The organism is Dactylosporangium sp. NPDC005572 (assembly GCF_040605515.1).
GTDB lineage: Bacteria > Actinomycetota > Actinomycetes > Mycobacteriales > Micromonosporaceae > Dactylosporangium.
The window spans coordinates 1-13,995 of the sequence record NZ_JBEXCY010000272.1; the positions used below are offsets into that span (position 1 = coordinate 1).

General features: G+C 71.5%; 15 protein-coding genes. 8 read left to right on the top strand and 7 right to left on the bottom strand.

Annotation, left to right across the window (positions count from 1 at the left end; all coding sequences use genetic code 11):
- Together ABZS66_RS55545 and ABZS66_RS55550 are read right to left on the bottom strand one after the other, a co-directional pair.
- The coding region (locus tag ABZS66_RS55545) for a hypothetical protein (protein ID WP_354772054.1) at positions 1-189 on the bottom strand (189 nt) is incomplete at its 3' end.
- Between the two features lie 191 nt (positions 190-380).
- The gene (locus ABZS66_RS55550) at positions 381-575 is read right to left on the bottom strand and encodes a hypothetical protein (RefSeq protein WP_354772056.1); all 195 of its coding nucleotides are present in this window, start codon (positions 573-575) and stop codon (positions 381-383) included.
- A gap of 274 nt (positions 576-849) precedes the next feature.
- On the opposite strand from ABZS66_RS55550, the gene ABZS66_RS55555 reads away from it, so the two are divergent.
- Together ABZS66_RS55555 and ABZS66_RS55560 are read left to right on the top strand one after the other, a co-directional pair.
- Positions 850-1,128, top strand: coding sequence for a hypothetical protein (locus ABZS66_RS55555; RefSeq protein WP_354772058.1), 279 nt, complete (start codon positions 850-852; stop codon positions 1,126-1,128).
- A gap of 45 nt (positions 1,129-1,173) precedes the next feature.
- Positions 1,174-1,818: a hypothetical protein gene (locus ABZS66_RS55560; RefSeq protein WP_354772060.1), complete on the top strand. Its 645-nt coding sequence runs from the start codon at positions 1,174-1,176 to the stop codon at positions 1,816-1,818.
- 556 nt (positions 1,819-2,374) lie between these two features.
- Here ABZS66_RS55560 and ABZS66_RS55565 read toward each other — a convergent pair.
- Both ABZS66_RS55565 and ABZS66_RS55570 read right to left on the bottom strand, forming a co-directional pair.
- On the bottom strand, positions 2,375-3,445 hold the full coding sequence (locus tag ABZS66_RS55565; RefSeq protein ID WP_354772062.1) for a HAMP domain-containing sensor histidine kinase: 1,071 nt from the start codon (positions 3,443-3,445) through the stop codon (positions 2,375-2,377).
- Positions 3,442-4,104 (bottom strand): response regulator transcription factor, encoded by a 663-nt coding sequence (locus tag ABZS66_RS55570; protein ID WP_354772064.1) that lies wholly within the window; start codon positions 4,102-4,104, stop codon positions 3,442-3,444. The genes ABZS66_RS55565 and ABZS66_RS55570 overlap by 4 nt, the downstream gene beginning before the upstream one ends.
- An 87-nt stretch (positions 4,105-4,191) precedes the next feature.
- On the opposite strand from ABZS66_RS55570, the gene ABZS66_RS55575 reads away from it, so the two are divergent.
- The 4 genes from ABZS66_RS55575 to ABZS66_RS55590 all read left to right on the top strand — a co-directional run bounded on the left by ABZS66_RS55575 (position 4,192) and on the right by ABZS66_RS55590 (position 8,449).
- Positions 4,192-5,124: an ATP-binding cassette domain-containing protein gene (locus ABZS66_RS55575; protein ID WP_354772066.1), complete on the top strand. Its 933-nt coding sequence runs from the start codon at positions 4,192-4,194 to the stop codon at positions 5,122-5,124.
- Positions 5,121-6,590 (top strand): hypothetical protein, encoded by a 1,470-nt coding sequence (locus tag ABZS66_RS55580; protein WP_354772068.1) that lies wholly within the window; start codon positions 5,121-5,123, stop codon positions 6,588-6,590. Before ABZS66_RS55575 ends, ABZS66_RS55580 begins: the two co-directional genes overlap by 4 nt.
- On the top strand, positions 6,587-7,372 hold the full coding sequence (locus tag ABZS66_RS55585; RefSeq protein ID WP_354772070.1) for an ABC transporter permease: 786 nt from the start codon (positions 6,587-6,589) through the stop codon (positions 7,370-7,372). Before ABZS66_RS55580 ends, ABZS66_RS55585 begins: the two co-directional genes overlap by 4 nt.
- Positions 7,373-7,741: 369 nt before the next feature.
- Positions 7,742-8,449, top strand: coding sequence for a hypothetical protein (locus ABZS66_RS55590; protein ID WP_354772072.1), 708 nt, complete (start codon positions 7,742-7,744; stop codon positions 8,447-8,449).
- Here ABZS66_RS55590 and ABZS66_RS55595 read toward each other — a convergent pair.
- From ABZS66_RS55595 to ABZS66_RS55605, 3 genes are read right to left on the bottom strand one after another with little or no spacing between them, the layout of a single operon-like run.
- On the bottom strand, positions 8,446-9,306 hold the full coding sequence (locus tag ABZS66_RS55595) for a carbohydrate ABC transporter permease (RefSeq protein WP_354772074.1): 861 nt from the start codon (positions 9,304-9,306) through the stop codon (positions 8,446-8,448). The two genes, ABZS66_RS55590 and ABZS66_RS55595, sit on opposite strands and share 4 nt — an antisense overlap.
- A gap of 5 nt (positions 9,307-9,311) precedes the next feature.
- Positions 9,312-10,319: a sugar ABC transporter permease gene (locus ABZS66_RS55600; protein WP_354772082.1), complete on the bottom strand. Its 1,008-nt coding sequence runs from the start codon at positions 10,317-10,319 to the stop codon at positions 9,312-9,314.
- A gap of 40 nt (positions 10,320-10,359) precedes the next feature.
- A complete protein-coding gene (locus ABZS66_RS55605; protein WP_354772076.1) occupies positions 10,360-11,685 on the bottom strand; it encodes an ABC transporter substrate-binding protein in 1,326 nt (441 codons plus the stop codon).
- Between the two features lie 276 nt (positions 11,686-11,961).
- Between ABZS66_RS55605 and ABZS66_RS55610 the strand changes: the two genes are divergently transcribed.
- The gene (locus tag ABZS66_RS55610) at positions 11,962-13,281 is read left to right on the top strand and encodes an L-fuconate dehydratase (RefSeq protein ID WP_354772078.1); all 1,320 of its coding nucleotides are present in this window, start codon (positions 11,962-11,964) and stop codon (positions 13,279-13,281) included.
- Between the two features lies 1 nt (position 13,282).
- Positions 13,283-13,995 (top strand): ATP-binding cassette domain-containing protein (locus ABZS66_RS55615; protein WP_354772080.1); only part of this gene is annotated, 713 nt, incomplete at its 3' end.

Sequence of the window (13,995 nt, forward strand, 5' to 3'; positions counted from 1 at the left end):
TCCGGCGTTCAACCATGCGTGCGCTTGGACGCGTGTCTTGTTGAAGGTGTTGCCCCACCAAGTACGGTCCGACCGTGCGTTCGGTGGCAACGGTGCGCCGATGATCTCCTCAAACCGCTGGAATGACATCCGGATCGTGCCGCGGTCCTGTCGCTGGAGGAAGGCAGTCAAAGGCTCGTACTTCGCCATCGCGAAGTTCTCCCAGCTCGCCGTTGTGGTTCGCGTTCATGGCGTAGGGGTTCACGACGGCGACAGATGAGACCGTAGTCGACGGCCGGTCTGGCCGCACGACCTGGTATCAAGCATTGCCGGACGTCCGAGAGGACGTAGACCCGCGCGACAATCCCAGCACACGACCGCTTCGCGGCTATGAGCGGATGTCACTCGGCAGGCGGCGTTGCTGAGGCCGCCTGATCGGCCAGCCGCCGCAGCCGTCTGACCTCATCGATCAACTCGCGGTCGGACGGCACGCTAAGGATCGTGAGGCCATCGGGCCCGGGTTCCCGCTGTGCCAGCCGAAGCGCCGTCGTTAGCCAGGCGCGGAGATCGGCGAGCTCGCGAGCTGGGTCAGTCACGCTTTGATCGTGCCATGACGGACCGGAGTCTCCTATGCACCCGGACGGCGGCTACTTATTTAATTGGATCTACGACCTGCGGCCGGCCAGGCTGGGTCGAGGTGGCTGGTGGGTTGCTCTGTTCTGCGGCTGTCCACGGCATCAGGGGTGTGACTCTCACATGGGGTGCGCCCGCCAGCTACCGCCCGGGGAGTGGCTCAAGAGGGGTTTGACCAGCTCAAAGTAGCGTTGCCCTCCCTGTCGAACGTTCATTCGTCCGGGAGGATGCCAGCATATGAGCCGTGTGGTGATCGGCATGGATCCGCATAAGCGATCGGCGACGATCGAGGTCATCGACGAGCGGGAACGAGTGCTCGGACGTGGACGCTACGGCACCGACACCGACGGCTATCAGCGGATGCTCGCGGCCGGCCGCCGGTTCGCCGAACGGGTCTGGGCCATGACCGGACACGTGATCAAGGTGTGCGCCGGGCACAGAAGCGTCGGCCAACAGGCGATTAGCGAGCGCTGCGCTCGACTCGCGGCTTATAGGACAGCTGGGTTAGTGAGATGATCCGGTCCGAGGTGGGCCGATCTCGCAGAAGGACGTGTGGACGGAATGACGTCGGAAGAGCTCGAACTAGCCGGCGCACAGGTCCGGCCGTGCTGGCTCGTCACACCCTTGGACGGGGTCGGACCGCTGCGATTCGGCATGACCGTGGAGGAAGCTGCCGCAGCACTGCCCGAAGCCCGTGAGCTGCGCCGCTTCCAGGCCGATCCTCGTTCGTCGGAGATCGTGGGTTTGGAGTTGGGCTGGGAGTCGGCACAGCCAGCGCTTTATGAGTATTTCCGAGGTTCCGGGCAACTGTTCTGCATTGCGGCGGACGCCGTTCGCGGACCCCTGATGTCGTTGGACGGGGCGCTGTTGACGGGTAGCGATCCGGCTGAGCTGGAGCAGTGGTTGTCCGACGTGTCCGAGTCCATGGGCGTCGGTTTGCGCTTCGGGCCGAGAGGCAACCCCGGTATCGAGGAGTTGGGTCTGGTCCTGCGAGTACAGGGCGCTGCTGATGGAGTGTTGACGCGGCCGGTACTGGTAGGTCGTGAATGGTTCGAACGTTGCGTTGATGATTACGAAAGCCTTATTCCCGAGTGCGAGTGGGCCGGACGCCTGTGGCCCTACGAGCGGGATCCAGAACGACAGGAGATATGGCCCTCGGCTGGAGAACTGCCGCCCTGGTACGGGAGTTGGTCGCCACCATTTTAGGGCTGCGATGGTTGCCCGAAAGCCAGCCAGTCGGTGCGGCCCGGCAGCTATTCGAAGTCGTGAACGGCTGTACGCACATCGGCAGAAGCGGATGCCCTGGAGCACCAGCGTCGCGGATGGCCGGGCGTCACGGTCCGCATCCAACATGCTCAAGGCAGGTGTAACCCGTCAACTGAAGTCACCGTGTAACGGATCAAGCCGAGTACGACAGTCGCTCGAGGTCGCTCGAGGTCATCCCGGTGAGAACCTTCCGTACGTCTTCAAGGCGACCCGCAAGTGGGCCGGATGCGGCGAAGCCCTGACACTCCGGGTTCGAAGCACCGGGGCCACACGCGGTCACACTGTGGCGGCCAACGAGCCGGTGTGAAGATTCGGTGCAGGCCCTCGATCCGAGCCTGATCGGGTCGGCAGGATGTCACCTCCTGGCGGCGTGGACAGCTTCACCGATGCGTTCTTCGAGGCGACGGCATGGCCTACGCGCCGGGCAGCCCTCGCTCGCCGAGGCGGTGAGGAACTCGCGGCGGGGATGGGCTCCGGCTCGTCGCGATGGGCGGTCTCAGCGGGCGGGTGGGAGGTCGACGGTGATGTGGAGGCCTCCTTCCGGGCGGGGCTGGGCGGTGAGTCGTGCGTGGTGGGCGGTCGCGATCGCCGCGACGATCGCCAGGCCGAGGCCGTGGCCGTCGGTCTGGTCGGTGCGGTCGGTGCCGAGGCGCTGGAACGGCTCGAACAGGCGGCTGGTCTCCGTCTGCGGGATCCGCGGGCCCGTGTTGCTGACCGTGAGGCGGCCGGGAGCGGTCGTGGTGATCTCGACCGTGCCGCCCGGGACGTTGTGACGTACGGCGTTGTCGACCAGGTTCGTCACCAGGATCGCGGCCAGGCGTGGGTCGCCCGTCACCGGCGCCGGGGTGAGCGCCGTGCGGACCTCGATGCCGCGTCGCTCGGCTTCCGGCCGGTGGTCCTGGAGCGCCTTGCACGTGAGGTCGGCCAGGTCGAAGCGCTCCCAGCGGGCGATCGGCTGGTAGCCGCCGGCCAGGGTGAGCAGGGCGTCGATCAGGTGCTCCTGCTGCTGGCCGAGGTCCAGCAGCTCGTGGCAGGTGGAGCGGAGGGTGTCGGCGGTGGCGTCGGGGTCGGCGATCGTGAGCTGGAGCAGGGTCCGCTGCACGGTCAGGGGCGTGCGCAGCTCGTGGGAGGCGTTGGCGATGAACTGCCGCTGGGCGGTGAACGACCGGTCCAGCCGGTGCAGCAGGCCGTCGAGGGTGTCGGCGAGGTCGGTGAACTCCTGGTACGCAGCCGGGACGCGCAGGCGTGTGGCCAGGCTGTCGGCGGACGTCGTGCGGGCGGCGGCGGTGATCACGCGCAGGGGTCGCAGCGCCCGGCCGGCGATCAGCCAGCCGAGCGGGATCGACAGGCCGGCGATGAGGACGAGCGCCACCGCGGAGTACTGCAGCATCTCGGCGAGGTTGCTCGTGCTCTGCACGGCGACGGGCTGGCCCGCGGGCGGTCTCGTCGTGGTCTGGCGGGCGGTGAGGAGCGGGACGTTGACGAACGCCAGCAGCAGCGCACCGCACGCGAAGGCCAGGCCCGCGTGCAGCAGCGCGAGCCGGGTGCGCAGCCGGGGGCGGGTCACCGTGCACCGATCCGGTAGCCGCCCTCGCGGACGGTGTGGATGGCCGGCGGCTGGCCGAGCTTGGCGCGCAGGCGGCCGATCGTGGTCTTCACCGTGGTGGTGAACGGGTCGGTCGCGTCGTCCCAGACCCGGTCGAGGAGCTCCTCGGTGGACACGACGCGGCCGCCCGCCGCGAGCAGGTGCTCGAGGACCGCGAACTCCTTCGGGCTGAGGTCGAGCCGCCGGCCGGCGCGCGCCGCGACCCGGCGGTTGGGATCGAGGGTCAGGTCGCCGTTGTCGAGCACCGGGGGCAGCGCCGGCGCACTGCGGCGGCCCAGGGCCCGGACGCGCGCCACCAGCTCGGCGAAGTCGAACGGCTTGGGCAGGTAGTCGTCGGCGCCCAGGCCGAGACCCTCGACCCGGTCGCGGACGGCGCCGGCAGCGGTGAGCATCAGCACGCGGGTGCCCGCCCCGCCGGCCACGATCCGGCGGCACACCTCGTCGCCGTGGACGCCGGGCAGGTCGCGGTCCAGGACCACGACGTCGTAGCGGGTGGCGGCGAGCTGCTCCAGGGCGGCGTGACCGTCGAGGGCCACGTCCACCGCGAGGGCCTCGCGGCGCAGGCCGGCCGTGATCAGCGCGTTCAGCGTCCGATGATCCTCCACCACCAGCACTCTCATGGCGTCCGTTCTACGCCTCGGCAGGTGACAACCAGGTGTCAGCCGCAGACACCGGGCTGTCACCGGCCCCGGCGTAGAACAAGGGCCATGAGCGATGCCACGATCGAGGTCGCCGGGCTGCGCAAGCGGTACGGGCCGACGACCGCCCTGGACGGGATGACGTTCACGGCCGCCCCTGGGCGGGTGACCGGGTTCGTCGGGCCCAACGGCGCCGGCAAGTCCACCACCATGCGGATCATCCTGGGGCTGCACGCCGCCGACGCGGGGCAGGCGCTGGTCGGGGGCCGTCCGTACCGGTCGCTGCGCTGCCCGCTGCGGCACCTGGGCACGCTGCTCGACGCCGCCGCGCTGCACCCGGCCCGGACCGGGCGCAACCACCTGCTCTGGCTGGCGCAGTCGCAGGGCCTCGGCGCCCGCCGTGTCGACGAGGTCGTCGAGCGGGTGGGGCTGGCCTCGGCGAGCCGGCGCCCGGCCGGCGGCTACTCGCTGGGCATGCGGCAGCGGCTGGGCCTCGCGGCGGCGCTGCTGGCCGACCCGCCGGCGATCATGCTCGACGAGCCGTTCAACGGCATGGACCCCGAGGGCATCGTGTGGCTGCGCGACTTCCTGCGCGCCCTGGCCGGGCAGGGCCGGGCCGTGCTGGTGTCCAGCCACCTGATGAGCGAGCTGCAGGGCATGGCCGACCACGTGGTGGTGGTCGGCCGCGGCCGGGTGATCGCCGACAGCAGCGTCGCCGGCCTGATCGCGGCCGCCTCCGGAGACCGGGTGCGGGTGCGCACCAGCGCGCCGCAGCCGGCCGCCGCGGCGCTGTCCACCGCGGGCGCGCAGGTGACCCGCGCGGGCGACGACGTGCTCGCCGTGCGGGGGCTCCCCGCCGAGCGGGTGGTGGCGGTGCTCACCGCCGGGGGCCTGCCGTTCTCCGAGCTGGCGCCGCATCGGGCCACCTTGGAGGAGGTGTATCTCGAGCTGACCCGCGACGCCGTCGAGTACCGTGCCGCGGCGGCCGGGGCGGCGTCGTGACCCGCCACCCGATGCGCCTGCTGCGGGCGGAGTGGACCAAGTTCCGCTCGGTGCCCGGCTGGGTGCGCGGCAGCGTGGTCGCGGCCCTGCTGATCCTGCTGTTCCCGATCGCCGGGCTGGGCGGCGGGGCGCCCGACCAGGCGTCGCCGGTCCCGATCGGGCCGCACGGCGGGCCGGTCAGCAGCGGGTATTTCTTCGTGCACCGCCCCCTGTCCGGCGACGGCCGGATCACCGTCGCGGTCAGCGCACTGACGTCCGTGCGCGGCGACGGCGCGGCCACGCCGTGGGCGAAGGCCGGCCTGATCGTCACCGCGGGGCCGGAGCCCGGCGCCCGGTACGCCGCGATCATGGTCACGGGCGGGCACGGCGTGCGGATGCAGCACGACTACGTCCACGACCGCGGCGGGCGGCCCGGCGCCGTGTCCGCCGACGCGCCGCGCTGGCTGCGGCTGACCCGCTCCGGCGACACGGTCACGGGTGAGGAGTCGCCCGACGGCGAGCGCTGGAACGAGGTCGCCACGGTCCGGCTGCCCGGGCTGGCCGCCACCGTCCAGGCCGGCCTGTTCGTGGCCTGCCCCCAGCACGTGGAGGGGATCGGCACGGCCGGCGACGCGGCCACCGCCGCCTTCGGCGCCCCGCGGCTGACGGGTGGCTGGTCCGCGGCCGGCTGGGCGGGCGACCAGGTCGGCGCCGGCACGGCCACGTTCGCCGGCTATCCACGCGGTACCACTGGATCGTTTGCCCCGGCCGGCGACGGGTTCACCGTGACCGGCGCCGGTGACCTCGCCCCGGCCACCCGCAGCGAGCTGCCCGTCGGCGCCGCCGCCGGCGACGTGCTCTTCGGGACGTTCCCGGCGCTGGTTGTCATCGTCGTGGTGGCCACGCTGATGATCACCACCGAGTACCGGTACGGGATGATCCGCAGCACGTTGAGCGCCGGCAACCGCCGGGTCCGCATCCTCGCGGCCAAGGCGGCCGTGGTCGCCGGGGTCACGTTCACGACGTGCCTGGTCGCGGCCGCGCTCGCGGTGCCGCTGTGGTTGCGGGTGGTCCGCGGCCTCGGGGTCTACGTGTTCCCGGTGACGTCCGGCGCCGCCCTGCGGGCCGAGGTGGGCACCGCCGCACTGCTCGCCGTCGCGGCCGTGTTCGCGCTGGCCGTCGGTACGATCCTGCGGCGCAGCGCCACCGCGGTCACGACCGTCGTCGCCGCCGTCGTGCTGCCGTACCTGCTGGCGCTGACCCCGTTCCTGCCGCCGTCGATGGCGGTCTGGCTGACCCGGTTCACGCCCGCCGCCGCCATGGCCGTGCAGCAGACCCTCGTCCGGTATCCGCAGGTCGACGGCCTCTACACCCCGGCCGCCGGCTACTATCCGCTGCCGCCGTGGGCCGGCCTGGCCGTGCTCGGCGGCTACACCGCGCTCGCCTTCGCCGTCGCCGCCGTCCTCCTGTGCCGGAGGGACGCATGAGCACCGCGCTGCGGAGCGTCCGCGCGGAGTGGACGAAGCTGCGGACCACGCCCGGCCCCGCATGGCTGCTCCTGGTCACCGCGGTGGTCACCGTGGCGCTGGGCGCCGCGGTGTCCGCCGCCGCGACCTGCCCGCACGACGGCTGCGGCATCGACGTCGCCCGGCTCATCCTCAGCGGCGTGTATCTCGGGCAGGCCCCGGTAGCGGTGCTGGCCGTACTGGCGGTCAGCGGCGAGTACAGCACCGCGCTGATCCGCACCACGCTGACCGCGATGCCGAGCCGCCCGGCGGTGCTGGGCGCCAAGGCGCTGGTGCTCGGCGTGGCGGTGGCGGCGATCGGGAGCCTCGCCGTGCTCGGCTCGCTGCTGGTCGCCGGTGTCCTCCTGCCGCGGCACGGGTTCACGCCCGAGCACGGGTACCCGGGCCTGTCCCTCGCCGACGGGCCGGTGCTGCGGGCGAGCGGCGGCACAGTGGCCTACCTGGTCCTGGTCGCGATCCTCAGCCTGGGCGCCGCCGCGGTCGTGCGCGACTCGGGCGCCGCGATCGGGTCCGTGCTCGGGCTGCTGTACCTCCCGCCGCTCGTCACGCAGCTGGTGACCGACCCCGACCTGCATCGCCGGCTCGAACAGCTCGCGCCGATGAGCGCCGGGCTGGCCGTGCAGGCGACCACCGGCCTGCACCAGTTACCCATCGGGCCCTGGGCCGGCCTGGGGGTGCTCGCCGCCTGGTCCGCCGGGGCCCTCCTGGCCGGCACGGCCCTGCTCCGCCACCGCGACACCTGACCACGCCGGTGCATGCCGGCCCGCACCCGCAAGGCACAGCAGGCACCGCGCGGACACCGCACAGCAATGCCCCGGGCACGCACCGCACAGCCCGGCACGCACTGCGACACCTCACCACACGGCCGGCAACCCACCGCGCTGCCCGCAGAAACCCCGGACACCTCAGCACGCGGCCCGGGCACCGATCCGCGCGGCCCGACACGCACAGCACGGCCCGACACGCACCACACGCCCGGCCCACAGCGCACGGCCCGGCACCTCACCGCACTGGCCTGCCCTCCGCGGTGCGGCATCGGGCGGGGTCGCTTCGGGTCGTGCTGTGGTGCTACGCTTCCAGCTACTTGAACACGTTCAACTTTGGAGCCGGCGATGGCGGAGCGTGGCGGGGAACCGACGTGGTGGGACCGGTTGCTGCCGGTGACGGCGGGGCGTGACGAGGAGCCGGCGGCGTGGTGGGAGCGGTCGCTCGCCGCGTTGGCCGCGCTGAGCGCGGTCCTTGCCATGATCTGGATCTTCGGGGTGTCGACCTTCCCGCTCACCGCCATCGCCGCCGTCCCGCTGGCGGTGGTCGCGGCCCTGCCGCTCATCGTTCCCGGCCGGCGCCCGTTCGCGGTGACGTCCGTGACGTGCGCGGTGGTGCTGATCGTGCTCGCGATCCCGCTCTACTTCCTCTGCGCACACCTGTTCCTGCCGAGCGCGGTCCTGCTGCTGCTCGCCGCGTTCGGCCGCCGGGCCCGGCTGCCGTACCGGGTGTGGGTGCCGGCGATCGCGCTGCTGCTCGTCGTCGTCACCGGGCTGTGGTCCAGCGCCATCTGGCAGTCGGTGCTCAGCACGCCGAACGTGTACGTGGTGCACCTGCCGCACAACGGACCGTACCCGGGCCGGGACATCACCAACGGCGACGGGTCCGGCATCGGCTTCGGGGCCACGATGGTGTCGATGGGCGACGACACGCTGTACGTGTCGTTCCGCAAGGGTCTGTCGGACACCGAGGTTGCGCGACTGGACGCGCGGCTGCACGAGCTCATGCCCTACGCGACGAGCATCGAGCGCTGCCGCAGCCACCGAAGATGCTAGCGGCGGGTCGGGCCGAGCATCTGGCCGCGGGTGAGGGCGCGCTGGGCGATCACGAAGACGGCGATCACCGGGGCCGCCGTGACGAACGTGGCGACGGCCAACTGCGGGGCGTAGAGGCGGACGTCCAAGCCGGCGGTGTTCGTCGGGTCGAACAGCGGGCTGGAGGAGACCAGCTGCGGCAGGCCGACGGAGATGGTCGTACTCGACGACAGCGGCAGCAGGACCAGCGGCAGGAAGAAGTTGGTCCAGTTGGCGACGAAGCTGAAGAAGCCGACGAGGGCGATGGCGGGCCGCGCCGCCGGGATGGCGATGCGGCGGAAGATGTCGCCCTCCGACAGGCCGTCGATGCGGGCGGCTTCGAGCACGGGCACCGGCAGGGTGGTGCGGAAGTGGATGTACGTCAGGTAGACGCCGAACGGGTAGAAGCCCATGAGCAGCGTCACCACCCAGATGTTGTTGACCGCGCCGAACGCGCTGACCTCGAGGTACAACGGAATCACCAGAACGGTGTTCGGCACGACCATCGTCAGGAGCGTGCAGAAGCGCAGCAGCCGCCGGCCGGGGAAGTGCAGCCGGGCGAGGGCGTAGCCGGCCGGCAGCCCGGCGACGACGGCGACGATCGCACCGCCGGTGGCCACGATCAGTGAGTTGCCGAGCCAGTTCAGCACGACACCGTCGTTGAACCGCAGGACGGTCGTCCAGCTGTCCCGGGCGTTGCCCAGGCCGAGGCCGGTGGGGCCGGTACCGTCGTCGCGGCGCAGGGCGACGAGCGCGAACGCGGCGACCGGGTAGGCGAAGATGGCCGCGACGATGAGCAGCGTCACGATCCGGCCGGCGCGACCGAGGGCAGGGGGCATCGTCGTCACCGTTCGTCGTCGAAGAGGCCGCTGCGGCGCACGACCAGCAGGCCGACGCCGAGGGTGATGGCCAGCAGGATCACCGACATCGCGGCGGCCATGGGGGTGTCGAGGATCTGGTACGCGTAGGAGAAGCTCAGCTGGTTCGGCGTCCACTGTGGTGCGATCAGCCCGTGGGTGACCTGGCTGAGCACCTGCGGCTCCAGGAACAGCTGGAAGCCGTAGGCGAGGTTGAGCAGCGTCAGGTAGCCCAGCCAGGGCCGGATCATCGGCAGCTTGACCCGCCACGCGACGCCCCAGGCGTCGGCGCCGTCCAGCCGCGCCGCCTCGAGCAGCTCGTCGGGGATGCTGTGCAGGCCGCCGCCGAGCACCACGACCCACGTGCCGGCGCCCTGGAAGAACAGCATGGCGGCCAGGATGTACGGCAGGTTCCCCGGCTGTGCGACCTCGTTGAGCGTGCGGTAGCCGAAGCCGTGCCACAGGAAGGCGACCGGGCTCTGACCGGGATCGATCAGGAACAGCCACAGCATGAAGTTGGCGACCCCGGCCAGGGCGCCGGGCAGGTAGTAGACGAACCGCATGGCGGCGCCGAACCGGGCGGAGCTCGCGTCGACCAGCAGCGCGAGCCCGACGACGCCGACGAGCATGAGCGGCAGCCAGATGACGAGGGTCAGCAGTACGTTGCCGAAGGTCTCGGCGAAGCGCAGGTCGGACACGACGCGCTGATAGCTGCTGAGGCCGCCGAACCCGGTCTCCGACTCGTTCTGCAGGCTCTTGACGACGGCATAGCCGACCGGCACGAGCCCGCCGACGAGCAGCAGCACGGTGTACGGCAGGACGAGGAAGAAGGCGGCGCGGCGCCCGACCCGCACGACCCGGCCGGTCCGGCGGGTCCTGGGCAGCGGCGGCAGGTCGGCCGCGTGCACCGGGGTGTACGGCGGCGGCGCGGGCCGCGCGGTTGTGCCGGCCGGTGGGCTTGCGGGCCACCGGCCGGTCTGGCTGCTCCGGTACATCGACACTGGCGGGTCTCGATTCGTCGCGGGCGGTCTCGATTCAGGCGCTGTCGTGGACGGTGTAGCCGAACGCCCGCGCCTCACCGGCGAGGCGTTCGCCGAAGACGCTCCAGGCATGGTCGAACGAGCGGCCGGACGTGAGCGCCGGGGTCACGGTGTGCGTCCACACGGTGCCGGTGTTGTACCGCGTGTAGTCGCGCTCCGGCCGCACGATCGTGCTGGCGAGGACGAAGGCGGCGGCCGCCGCGTCGAAGTCGGCGAGGTACCCGGCCTGCCGCTGCTTGTCCAGCCACGGTTGTTGCAGCGGTACGACGCCGGGCAGGCCGACGCTGAGTTCGACCTGCCAGCGCGGGTCGGCCGCGACGAACCGGGCGAACGTGAGGGTGTTGCGCAGCTGGGCGCCCTTGATGTGGCGGGAGAAGCCCCACAGGCCGCCGCCCTCGGAGCTGGTGTACGGCTCGCGGTCGCCGGACCAGCGCAGCGGCGGGGCGGCGGTGATCCGCCCGGCCGGCACCTTCCAGGTGTCGCGGAACAGGAAGTTGCCCCACCACACCGCGCCGGGACTCATCACGAGCCGGCGGCCGAGCTCGGTGGCGTCGGGCGAGAAGATGCCGGTCGAGGCGATCGCGCCGGCGGTGACGAGCCGGTCGAGCAGGTCGCGGATCCGCTCGCAGCGCGGGTCGGCGAGGTTGAGGTGCACCTGCCGCTCGCCGAGGCGGTGGTTGGTCGGGCAGCCGCTCGCCCACAGGTAGCGGTCGGGGGCGTACGCGTCGCCGAGGAAGCCGGTGACGTAGCCGGGGTGCTCGGCGGCGATGCGCACGCTGAGCGCCGCGTAGTCCTCCCAGGTGGCCGGCGGCTTGTACCCCCAGGCGGCGAACAGCTGCTTGTCGTACCACAGCACGTCCGGCGCGGCGTCGTTGCGCAGGCAGCGGTACTGCCCGTCGATGCGGCACTGCGAGATGGAGCCCGGCGCGTACTGGCTGATGACGTCGGCGAGGTCGGCCGTCAGGTCGCGCACGTAGTTGATCTTCGAGTTGGCCGCCCAGGCGAGGTCGTCGTTGGACGGGAAGAAGATGGCGTCCGGCCAGCCCTCGCCGGCCTGGTTGAACAGCACGAACTTCTGCTGCAGCTCGGTGCTGCCGACGTTGCCGTTGATCGTCATCACGTCGACCGGGATGTCGGGGTACGCCCGCTGGAAGGCGCTCACCGCGGGCAGGCGCGGCGGGTCGACCCACACGGTGATGCGCCCACCCGAGTCGGTCGCGTCGTCGGCGGTGCCGGTGCCCTCGGGGCCCTTGCATGCGGTGAGACCGATCAGCGCAAGCGTCGCGATCGCGACGCCGGCGCGGGCTCCGCGGCCGATCATCGAGCCTCCCTGCCCGAACCATCGGATGTCTAGCTGCGCAACGTCGGATTAGACATGGGAGGTCTGGAAACGTCAACTCCAGGTTTCCGGACGTGGCGTATCCGAATAAATCGCTCTAGATCGCACCTAAGCACACGAACGGTGCGTGACTGTCGATGCGCTTCGACGAAATACATCCTATGAATCTGCCGTTTCGGTGGAGACGACCGACCAACCCCGGTGCTAGTGTCCGCGCCAATAGATCGGATCAATCGGCTGTCGCCGAGGAGTGTGCGCATGACGACGATCACCGGAGTCCGGACCCACGACGTGCGGTTCCCGACGTCGCTGCGGCTCGACGGTTCGGACGCGATGAACCGCGACGCCGACTACTCGGCGGCGTACGTCGTGCTGGAGACCGAAGACCCGCGGCTGGCCGGGCACGGCTTCACCTTCACCATCGGCCGCGGCAACGACCTGGTCACCGAGGCGATCCGGCAGCGCGCCGAGCCGCTGGTCGGCCGGGACGTCGCCGAGCTGTGCGGCGACCTCGGCGCGGTGTACCGCGAGCTGGGCGCCGACTCGCAGCTGCGCTGGCTCGGCCCGGAGAAGGGCGTCGTGCACCTGGCCCTCGCGGCGGTCATGAACGCCCTGTGGGACCTCGCCGCGCGGCGGGCCGGCAAGCCGCTGTGGCGGCTGCTCGCCGAGATGTCGCCCGAGGAGCTGGTGGCCGCGACGGACTTCCGGTACGTGTCCGACGCGCTGACGCCGGACGAGGCCCTGTCGATGCTGCGCGAGATGGCGCCGACCCGGGAGGCGCGGATCGCGCAGCTGCGTGAGCGCGGCGGCTACCCGTGCTACACGACGAGCGCCGGCTGGCTCGGGTACGACGACGACAAGCTGCGCCGGCTGCTCAAGGAGGCGGTCGACGCCGGCTACCGGCACGTCAAGCTCAAGGTCGGCGCGGACCTCGCCGACGACGTGCGGCGGCTGCGGATCGCCCGCGAGGTCATCGGCTGGGACGCCAACCTGATGATCGACGCCAACCAGGTCTGGGACGTGCCGCAGGCGATCGAGTGGATGGGCCGGCTGGCCGAGTTCCGTCCACTGTGGATCGAGGAGCCGACGAGCCCCGACGACGTCCTCGGCCACGCGGCCATCCGCCGCGCGGTGGCGCCGATCGGGGTGGCGACCGGCGAGCACGGCATGAACCGGGTGCTGTTCAAGCAGCTGTTCCAGGCGTCCGCGATCGACTACTGCCAGCTCGACTCGGCGCGGCTCGCGGGCGTCAACGAGATCCTCGCCGTGTACCTCATGGCGCACAAGTTCGGTGTCCCGGTCTGCCCGCACGCCGGCGGCGTCGGGCTGTGCGAGCTCGTCCAGCACCTGTCGATCTTCGACTTCGTCGCCGTGTCCGGGTCCCTGGAGGGGCGGGTGACCGAGTACGTCGACCACCTGCACGAGCACTTCGTCGACCCGTGCCTGGTCCTCGACGGCCACTACGTGCTGCCCGAGGCGCCCGGCTACAGCGCACGGATGCACGAGCGGTCGCTGCTGGAGTTCGGCTATCCCAGCGGTGGGTACTGGCAGTCGCGCGCACCGCGCGGGGGTGCCTGACATGACGGCACTGTTGCGGGTCAGCGGCGCGAGCAAGCGCTTCCCCGGCGTCCAGGCGCTCGACGGCGTCGACCTCGAGCTGCGCCACGGCGAGGTGCTCGCGCTCGTCGGCGAGAACGGCGCCGGCAAGTCGACCCTGATGAAGCTGCTGTCGGGCATCGACCGGCCCGACGAGGGCGAGTTCTTCCTCGACGGCTCGCAGTACACCCCGGGAAGTCCGCGGCACGCGCAGGAGCTCGGCATCTCGATCATCCATCAGGAGCTCAACCTGATGGCGGACCTGACGGTCGCGCAGAACATCTTCATCGGCCGCGAGCCGCGCGTCGGCGGGTTCGTGCTGTCGGAGCGGGCGCTCAACCGGCGCACCCGGGAGCTGCTCGCCCGGCTCGGGCTGCCGCTGGAGCCGACCGACCTGGTCGGCGACCTCACCGTCGCCCGGCAGCAGATGGTCGAGATCGCCAAGGCGCTGAGCTTCAACGCCCGGGTGCTGGTCATGGACGAGCCCACCGCCGCGTTGAACGAGACCGAGGTCGAGACGCTGTTCGGCCTGATCCGGCGGTTCGTCACGCCGTCGACCGGGGTCATCTACATCTCGCACCGGATGCACGAGCTGGCCCAGATCACGGACCGGATCACGGTACTGCGGGACGGCCGGCACGTCGGCACGCTCGACACGGCGACGAGCTCGGTGCCGGAGGTCATCTCCCTGATGGT